Annotated in this window: 5 protein-coding genes; all 5 read right to left on the bottom strand. The window is 54.2% G+C overall.

Features of this window, described 5'->3' with window-relative positions; all coding sequences use genetic code 11:
- Nucleotides 1–1143, bottom strand: a 1143-nt coding sequence (locus tag ACFE7X_RS24470) for a TldD/PmbA family protein (protein WP_375438301.1), incomplete at its 3' end; no start/stop codon positions are given.
- 106 nt (nucleotides 1144–1249) lie between these two features.
- The gene (locus ACFE7X_RS24465; protein ID WP_375438300.1) at nucleotides 1250–2899 is read right to left on the bottom strand and encodes a TldD/PmbA family protein; all 1650 of its coding nucleotides are present in this window, start codon (nucleotides 2897–2899) and stop codon (nucleotides 1250–1252) included.
- A gap of 269 nt (nucleotides 2900–3168) precedes the next feature.
- The gene (locus tag ACFE7X_RS24460) at nucleotides 3169–4581 is read right to left on the bottom strand and encodes a RagB/SusD family nutrient uptake outer membrane protein (RefSeq protein ID WP_375438299.1); all 1413 of its coding nucleotides are present in this window, start codon (nucleotides 4579–4581) and stop codon (nucleotides 3169–3171) included.
- Between the two features lie 97 nt (nucleotides 4582–4678).
- Entirely contained in the window at nucleotides 4679–7909 is a 3231-nt protein-coding gene (locus tag ACFE7X_RS24455) for a SusC/RagA family TonB-linked outer membrane protein (protein ID WP_375438298.1), read from the bottom strand.
- Between the two features lie 334 nt (nucleotides 7910–8243).
- Nucleotides 8244–9275, bottom strand: a complete 1032-nt coding sequence (locus ACFE7X_RS24450) for a hypothetical protein (protein WP_375438297.1) — start codon at nucleotides 9273–9275, stop codon at nucleotides 8244–8246.
- Nucleotides 9276–9628: the final 353 nt, after the last annotated feature.

The raw sequence follows: 9628 nt of genomic DNA, 5'->3' as shown, positions 1-9628 counted from the left end.
GGTGAGGCCCGTGTAAAGCAGCGTCTGCGGGTCAACAGGGCGGATATACCAAAGGCGCGTCACGAGGATACCTTTGGCCGTGCCCTTAATCATGTCTTGCACGCTTTGGGTGCCGCCTTCCATGATCCAGCCGCCGGGCCGCGGGATGTCCGGAATACCTGCTTTTTGCGCCCAAAACTGAGACGTGTAGAGGTTCTTCACCACGCCCTTCTCAATCCAGGTCATCTTCTTCTGCGGACGGCCGTCGCCAGCAAACGTGAGGCTGGCAATTTCGGCGTTGGTAGGGTCCGAGTAGATGGTTACCCGCTCATCAAACAGCTTTTCGCCTTTGCGGTTGCCGCCGCCTTTTTTGCTAAGGAAGCTGCGGCCTTCGTCGGCGTTGCGAGCATCCAACGCATTCATCAGGGCCGCCATCAGCGAGGCGTCGGAGTTGGCTACTAGGGCCGCAGGCTCCAGAATAACCGTGTATTTGCCGGGCTCAATGGCCTTGGCGTTGCGCGAGTTAGCGGCTTTGTCGGCCGCTACTTGCGTCAGGGCGCCAGCGTCGAATCCGGCGGCATCGTTGAAGTCGGCGGTGGCGTAGCCGGAACCCGTACCGTCGGGCGTGCGCACCGTGATGCTGAATTCCAGGCCCGTGTACTGCTGATATGCTTCCAGGCCTTTGTTGTTGCGCTTGGCCACAAAGCCAGCTTCATCGTTGAGAAAAGCGGCCGAACTCACCTTTTTCTCGTCGCAGATTTTCATGGTCTTGCCAATCTGCGTAGCGCGGTAGTTAGGGGTAATGCCGGCGGTGGAAGCGGCATATGACTTGGGAGCCGCTACGTACGTTTGCGGGCCAAGCAGGGGCATGTACTCTGGGCTTTCGGGGGCCAGCTTGGCAATTTCTTCGGCCCGCTGCACGCAACGGCGCAAGGTAGCATCGTCGAACTCGTTGCAGGTGGCTACGCCCGAGCGTTTGCCGAACCGAGATTCTACGGCTAGGCTCACGTTATCGACGGCGCCGCTGGTACTAATAGCGTTGCGTGCCGAGCGGACGTTGCCGCCAATGCTGCCGTTGAGCGTGGCTTCACACTCGTCGGCGGTACTGAAGCTAAGGACCTTCTTAAGGATGGCCTGGGATTCGTCTTTGGAAAGAATTGCCATTAGTTAATTGTTGAGTTGTTGCTTGCTGATTGGTGATGAATGCTTGTTGATAGGTAGCTATTGGCTATTGAAGAGTTACCTCGACATCAGCCCTGGCTATCAACAATCAACCAATTTTCCTGGCTGTATTGATGACGTTGACACCGTTGAAGCGGGTAGTGGCCGAACCGTGACTCACGGCCGATACCTGGCTCGGCTGACCCTTGCCGTCGAAGAACGACCCGAACAGGCGGTAGTCGGACTGGTCGCAGGAGCCGGCGCACGAGTTCCAGAACTCCTGGGTGTTGGCCTGATACGCTACGTCTTCGAGCATGCCCGTAATCTTGCCTTTGTCGATGGCGTAGAACACTTGGCCACCGAACTGGAAGTTGTAGCGCTGCTGGTCGATAGAGTAAGAGCCGCGGCCGGCAATGAAGATGCCTTTATCCACTTTGCTTACCATCTCGTCCACGCTCATTTTCTCTTTGCCGGGTTGCAAGCTCACGTTGGGCATGCGCTGGAACTGTACCGAACTCCATGAATCCGCATAGCAGCACCCATCCGATTCGTTCTGACCAACGATATGTGCTTGGTCGCGAATCTTTTGGTAATCGACCAGTTTGCCTTCTTTAATCAGATCCCACTGCTTGGTTTTCACTCCCTCATCATCATACCCAACAGCGCCTAAAGAACCTGGCTGCAACTTGTCGGCCACAATGTTGACTTGCTTCGAGCCAAACGGGATGTTCTTCGCCTTCCATTCCTGGGTGGCAAAGCTGGTACCGGCGTAGTTGGCTTCGTAGCCGAGCACCCGGTCTAGTTCCGTGGGGTGGCCCACCGATTCGTGAATGGTCAGGCCCAGGTGGTTGGGGTCGAGCACTAGGTCATATTTGCCCGGAACTACGCTTTTGGCCGTGAGTTTGGCGCGGGCGTGCTTAGCCGCTGCGGCCGCGTCTTCCAAGATGTCGTAGCTGTTTTTGAAACCGACAACATCAGAGCCAGCAGGTCCCGCCATCTTATCGGCGGCTTTGGGCGTGAGGTACTCGTAACCCAAGCCCATCGGGGCCGACATAGCATCCCGGGTGCGGAACTTGCCCGAGGCCTTATCGATGGCCGTAGCCGTGAATGTGGGCCAGATCCGGTGCACGTCTTGGTCGATGTAGGAGCCATCGGTGCTGGCGAAGTACTTCTGCTCGTTGATTTGGAACAGCGAAGAGTTTACGAAGGAAGCCCCATTTTCGAGGGCTTTGGCGTTGGCGGCCAGCAGCAACTCCACTTTCTGCTTCACGGGCACCTCGAAAGCGTTCTGCTGGATGGGTGTTTTCCAGCTTACCTGCCCGTAGCCCTGCTGCGGCGCCAGTTTCACTTGCTCTTTCTGCACTTTGGAGTTGGCTTTGGCAATCTGCACGGCCAGTTGCGCCGCTTTAGCCAGGCCGGCCTCCGTCACGGTATTGGTGGCCGCGAAGCCCCAGGTGCCGTTGGCAATAACTCGAACGCCCGCGCCAAAGCTTTCACCACTGGCTATGTTTTGGACTTGCTTTTCGCGGGTGAAGATGCTTTGGTTGAGGTAGCGGCCAATGCGCACATCCGTGTAGGTAGCGCCAGCCGCCTTAGCGGCATTCAGGGCCGCATCGGCTAAGCGCTTATTAATGGCCGGGTCCGGGGCTTCTAGCAGCCGGGATGGGTCAACAGGGGTGCCACCAAGACTTGGAAACGTGGGTAAAAACAAAGCTCCAGAAGCCAGGCTGGTGAGGCCTACAAAATCACGTCTTTTCAAATCAAGGAAAGGTTTGGTTGGACAGGAGGGAGAATAAGCAGCAGTCTAAGTGAAAGCACTCTTTTTCTGCAACTGAAGGACGCCAGTGATACGAGGAGGATGCATAGTTCTGGGCAGACCAGGCAACGTGTCTCAACAAATAATGCTGCTCGACCTAGCTGCCTCCACTCTAGCAGTATTTTACGTCTCGATACCGCCACTGATGCAGTTTGCATAAATTAAAAAGAGGCCTCTCAAATCACGAGAGGCCTCTTTTTAATTCAATAAGCTTACTCGTTGCGCGTCATTAGGCGGTTGGCAGCCAACTCCGTATTCGGAATCGGCCAGACGTAAAGGATATCGCCGGGATTCACTGCACTAACCGTTCCTTTAGCCGGAATAGGCGCATTGAGTCGCATGATATCGAGGTTGCGGATGCCTTCCCCGAGAAATTCGATGCGGCGCTCCAGCACTACAGCGTTAGCAGCAGCATCTGCAGTTGCGAAGGTGGTGTAAGCGCTGCCATTAGAGCGCTGCCGCACTGCGTTCAGCAAGGCGAGTGCTTGCGCGTCGGTAGCGCCTGCCGTGCGGAAACGGGCTTCTGCCAAACTTAGCATCACTTCGGCATAGCGAATCACGGGTGCTTTGTCTGTGTAGGGTGTGCCGTTAGGATACTTATTCAAGTAAAGAGTACCCGTGCCTGTAACCAAGCTGGTCCGCCGCACATCGGCCGCTTCAAAGCCCGTATTGGAGAGGATGCCGCCGGCGCCACTGTTCAGCGCGTATTCGCCATTGCCAACCGGGGATGGGCGATAATAGAAAGCCAATTGGTTCTGAGTGCCGGGAGCATTCTGCGCTGTAAACGGAAAGCTCAGGATGCTTTCGGTTGTTTCCTGTGGCGCGGCAAAAACCGCAGTTATAGAAGTATTCAGCGCATTGCGCACACCAGTAGGAGCAGCATAGGGTGCAGTAGCGGGTACTAGTTTATTGGCTTCCCGGATTACCTCGCTGTATTGCCCCATGCTTAAATACACGCGCGTCTTCAGGGCAATAGCCGTGTTGCGGTGAGCCCGCGTCACGTTGAGCGTGGAAGCAGTACCGCCAGTGTAAGTGAGTGGCAGATTTTGTTCCGCAAAGTTCAGATCTGAGATAATCTGCTGGTATACTTCTCCTACCGTGCTACGCGCTAGGTCGTTGTTGGTACCGTCGGTTTCGGCTTGCAGGCGCAAAGGTAAACCAGGTCTGCTACCATTGCCGTCAGTATAAGGTCGAGCGTACAATTGCAGAAGCGAGTAGTAGCTCAGAGCCCGTAGCAACCTAGCTTCTGCTTTGTATTGTTCGGCGGTGGTGGCAAAAGTGGCCGGGAAAAGTGGTGCAACGAACTTAGCTGAACTAGCATCCATGCCGGCCAGAAACACGTTGGCTTGGTTGATGGCAGCGTAGCCGGCAGCCCACAAGCTTACTACGTCGTTTTGCGACTGCTCGGTCAGTGTGTGATTCCACACGCCTAGCGCCGTGACGCCGTTGCTCCGAAGATTTATAAAATCATTCGCCCGTACATCGTTGTACACTTGGTAGCGCCCTCCCAAAAAGCTGCCAACTTTTATATACGAGTACAGATTGTTGACTTGCAGTAGCACGCGGGCGGGAGTGTCAAACACCACTTCCTGCGGGTAAAGCGTAGTCGGTACAGGGTCCAACAAATCATTTTGGCACGAGAAGGTGCCAAATGCCAGTGCCGTGGTGCAAAGGCTTGCCGTGACTATTTTTTTAAATGATGACTTCATCAGAATGCCGTGTTTAGAAACCAATGTTGAAACCCACCGTGTAAGTCCGAGCCTGTCCTACCGAGTTGCGGTCGACGCCCGCGCCCGTGTTGGCATTAGAACCAGTGGTTGAGTTGGTGGAGATTTCTGGGTCAATACCCGTGTAATTCGTGATCAGGCCTGCATTCTGCACTTGACCGTACACCCGAATGCTGGCAATATTGAATCGGGTCAGCACGCTTGGTTTCACGTTATAGCCCAGGGTGATGTTGCGCAGACGGGCAAAGTCGCCTTTCTCGATATTCGACGACATAACCAGGCCCGAGCCATTGGAAATGTTGTCGCCAAACACCACCCGTGGCCATTCCGCGTTGGTGGTGTTGGTTTCCGTCCAACGATTCAAAATGTCCACGTCGTTGTTCCAGAAACGTTGATCGTGCAAGCCAGATTTGGTACCGTTGTAGAGGTAATTGCCGCCTGAGTACTGGATGAATACTCCCAAGTCAAAATTCTTGTACTGGAACGTGTTATCGAAGCCGCCATACCATTTGGGTAGGGTAGGGCCAAAATACTGTCCGTCAACCAGCTGGTTGGGGGCCGCAGTAGCCCGGCCAGTGGCAACGTCCGTCCAGCCGCCACCAGAGTGGTTGTATTGGGCTACGGTTCCGTCGGCCTTCTGAATCATGCGCTGGCCGTTTGCTGGGTTTACGCCCAATGAAGGCACCGCTAGCAGTTCTCCCACCGAGCGACCTACTTCCGTGAAGTTGACCGTTTCCAGAGAGGTAGGTGTAGCGATACGTTGGCCTTCCGTAGCTAAACTCAACACCCGGTTTTTGAGCGTCGTGTAGTTGCCACTCACTGTCCAGGTGAAGTTGGGCTTCTGAATAGCAACGGCCTTCAGATTCAATTCGATACCCGTATTACGCATCGAGCCGACGTTGGCCAGATACGTGCTGTTGTTGATGTTAGCAACATCAGTTGGAACAGCGCCGCCTGGAAGTCCTTTCGACGGAGCTTGGGGTACGCGCAAAATCAGGCCGTCAACCAGGTTACGGTAGTATGCTAAGTCCCCCGTGACTCGGTCTCCAAGCAAGCCGAAGGTGAGGCCCACATCGGTTTTTTTGCTGGTTTCCCAGGTGAGCAGCGGGCTGCCGGGGTTGCTGAAATACAGGGTGGCGTTATCGGCGTACAAGCTGTTTTCGTAGGTGAAGAGCGAAGCAAAATCATCGACACCCTGGCTGTTGCCAACTTCACCGTAGCTACCCGTGAACTTCAAGAAGTTGAATGTATTGGCAAGGGGAGCGTTTTTCCAGAAATCTTCCTCCGACAAAACGTATCCTAGCGATGCTCCGTAGAAGTTGCCCCACTTTTCGGCCCAGGCCGAATAGCCGTCGCGCCGGAAATTGATGGAAGCCAAGTACTTCTTGCCAAAATCGTAGTTCAAACGACCGAAGTAAGAGAGCAGATAGTTTTCGCTCTGCAAGTTGCCCGCCGCTGTTATGTTGGTATACGTGCCTTGGTAGTTGGTCAGGAAAGGATCGGCTATAGCAGACCGAGTGGCTCCCCACCGCTCAATATCAGTGTGTTGCTGTTCGTTTCCTACCAGCAAGGAGAAGTTATGCTTTTCACCTAAGGTGCGGTCGTACTGAGCTGTGTTCTGCCAGTTCCAGCGCTTATTGATCCGGTTGAAGTTGGAAGCTGAGCCACCAGTTGAAAAGCCATCCCCCGCAATAGACGTATTGAAAGACTTGTCCTCGAACAAGATGTTGTTGATACCAAAGGTGGTACGAAGCGTCAGGCCAGTGATGATTTCCCAGCTAGCGTATACACTGCCCTGAATTTCATTGCCTTCCGAAATGAAGTAGTTGTTTTCTAGGTCGACGAGCGGGTTGTAGTAGTTAACCCCCAGCGGCGCCGTCGGCGTTGCGGTCGAAGTTGGCTCTAAGTTGGCGCCTGGTCCAACACCAGCGCCACTAGTATTATAAGTGCCGTCGGGGTTGCGGGCCGCTACGTTGGGCGGTAGCACGAGCGGCAAGCGACCCAAACCTCCCGTTCCAAAAGACTGTTCACCCGTTGAACCCGAGTTAGGAGACTGGTTGCGGCTGTTGGAATAGCCTACTCGGGTACCAACAGTGAAGTTTTTAAATACTTTGTGGTCGAGGTTGAGACGCGCTGAAATACGCCGGAACTCGTTTTGCTCCAGCATACCCTTTTGGTTGGTATACCCTATCGACGTATAGTAGTTGGTTTTCTCAGTACCACCCGAGAAGTTCAGTGTGTTGGAAGTGGAAAAGCCAGTCCGGTAGATGTAATCATACCAATTCGTATCCACTGTGTTGCCATCGGCATCTTGCTGAAGCCGGAAACCTTCTACGTTATTACCAAGCTGTCCTAAGGCAACACGGTTGGCGTTCAGGTTGCGGACGGATTCGTTCTTGATATCCACATACTGTTCGGCGTTGAGCACATCAAACAAGCGCACTGGCTCCGACCAACCCGCCCACGAATCAAACGAAATTCGGCTTTGCCCTTTCTTGCCTCTTTTGGTGGTTACTAAAATAACGCCACCAGCTGCCCGCGAACCATAGATAGCAGTAGCAGAAGCATCTTTCAGTACTTCAACACTTTCTATATCGCTGGGATTAACATTACTCAACGGGTTGTTTGGCACACTACCCACCGCCGACGTATTGCCGCTGAAAGCAGGAATTCCATCGATAACGAACAGTGGCGATGAACTAAGCGTGATAGAGTTGACGCCGCGAATCCGGATAACAGGCGCATTGTTGAGCACCCCATTCGGCGTTGTGATGTTTACGCCCGATGCCCGGCCTTGTAGGCCCTGCTCAAAGCTTTGGACCGGCTTATTAGCAATTTCTGTTCCTTTTATGGTCGCCACCGAACCCGTCAGGTCGCGCCTAGACTGCGTGCCGTAGCCCACTACCACTACTTCATCTAGACCAGTACTAGCCGATCCCAGCGTGACATTGACTGCCGACTGCGTGCCAATTGCTGCCTCCTTGGAGTCGAATCCAACTGAGGAAAATACAAGTGTGCTAGCTGTCGTGGGAACTGCCAAACTATAGCGGCCGTCGGTGTCCGTAGCAGTTCCTACGGAAGTGCCTTTGGCTACTACAGTGACGCCTGGAAGACCCGCGCCATCTGCGCCAAGTACTTGCCCAGTGACCGTGCGCGTCTGGGCCTGCACAGTGTGGCTGGCTAGCGCGAGGACCGTAAGAGGCAATGAGAGTAAGACTTTTCTCATGTGTCAGTTAGAAGTGAAAAGAAGAGATGTTGCTAGATGTGTTGATACTCAACTGTATTGGCAATTTTAGCAAGTATATGTTATTGTTTCTTTAATAAAAACTATTAACGTCGAATAAATTATTTATAAAATTTCACTTGTTAGGCTAGTGACCACATACTCACCAGGCTTTTTAAAGGCTACTAGAACTATGATAATGTATATTTTTGAAAAGGTAATGACTCCTATTCTTGGCATCAACCAGGCTGGTTATAGCATAGTGCATGATTAGTTAGGATATCGACCACCACTGAATAATCAAAGGTGCTGAGATGTTGATATGTTGAGGCGGCAATTAAATGATGAGCTTCAGCAGATCGGCCGCAATGCCTTGCCAAGGTTGCGCTAGGTCCAGCGTAACGATGCGAACGGGATACCCGCCAAGGGTGTAACGCACATCTAGCGCTTGCTCGGCGGCTGGGTAAAGCAGAACCCCTTCTAGCGCTTGCTCGGGGGCAGTAGGCTGGTTCTGAAGGTAGGCGTAGAGCTGGTAGAGGTGAGGCGAAATCAGCTTTTGCTGGTTGTAGCGCGGGCGCAGAGCGGCGGTGTAATATTTGGTATCGAGAATGATCTTGCGGTGGGGCGCTTCCAGCGTGGTATCAGTAATCATGGCTGGGAGCAAGTTTAGCGCTTCGGGCGTAGCCGTAGTAGCCTGCCAACGAATGGTTTCCGATAACACCCGAAACTCTTGTTGCTCTGAGCGGTAGAAATTGCGCACAAATTGCTCGAAGAGGCGAGCCATAAGGCGTTCGTCGCGGCGGAAGTCGCGGAATCGGAGGCGGCCAGTTGCATCGGGTTCGGGAAGGGCACTGTGGTAAACCAACTCGCACACGTTCAGCAGAAACGCCGACAACCCGGTGGGGCGCAGGCGGTGCACTGCCCGCAACAACTCCGGGGAAAGTGGCAAGGGCTGCAAGTCCGCCGGAAAACGACGCTGCGCTAGCTTCAGCTCATGGCGGAGCGGAGCGGGCAGCGCGCGGCTACGGCTAAGATGGTACAAGGTGCCAAGCAGCAACTGATTGAATGGCGTTTGGAACCCAAGCTCATCGTAGACGCACAGGGCCCGGCCGCGGCGCAGTAAGTCGCGGGAGAGGCTGGGCGCCAACTGCACCCGCCCCCGTAATTCCGGCAGTTCTTCTTCTCGCTCAGCATAAGCCACGGCCAAGCCTTGACGCAGCAGCCGACGCGTCCCCGTGAGGAGCACGTGCGCCAGTAGCTCCAGCGGCCGATGAAACGTTGCCGCTTCAGCCGTCAGCAGTTCCTGCTGCTCCGGCAGCCGATTCCAAGCATAGCAGAGCAAATAGTAAAGGTTCTGGATGGGGATCATGGGGGCAGAATGGTGAGCTTGTGAGGTTCGAGTCCGGTTAGTGCACCAAGTGTAGCGCTAAGCCTTTGCTTCGCGTATGGTAGAACGAGAGCACCCACGCCGTCACCACGAGACGCGAAGCAAAGGCTTAGCGCTACACCCTCTACTTCAATCTGGTAACTGCCTTAACTACGCGAGTCCGCGTTAGTAGCGCTAGCAAAACGTCAAACTCCCCAGTTCACCCTAGGAGCCGCTTCTTCTGCGCCGTTGCTTTGGCGGGCTGGTCCAGCCAGTAGTCGTCTAAGAGAGGCGCTATTTCCTGTTTCAGAATCAAGCTCAACCAGGAATCGGCAGCGGCGGGGTCGGGGGGAGGC

Source organism: uncultured Hymenobacter sp., assembly GCF_964242765.1.
In the GTDB taxonomy this organism is placed as follows: Bacteria; Bacteroidota; Bacteroidia; order Cytophagales; family Hymenobacteraceae; genus Hymenobacter.
Note: the sequence above shows the minus strand (reverse complement) of the source record. Positions and strands in the feature narration are given on the sequence as shown.

Coding starts and splice junctions, on each gene's coding strand:
- ACFE7X_RS24455 (WP_375438298.1), bottom strand. CDS start 7,909: ATGAGAAAAGTCTTACTCTCATTGCCTCTTACGGTCCTCGCGCTAGCC.
- ACFE7X_RS24450 (WP_375438297.1), bottom strand. CDS start 9,275: ATGATCCCCATCCAGAACCTTTACTATTTGCTCTGCTATGCTTGGAAT.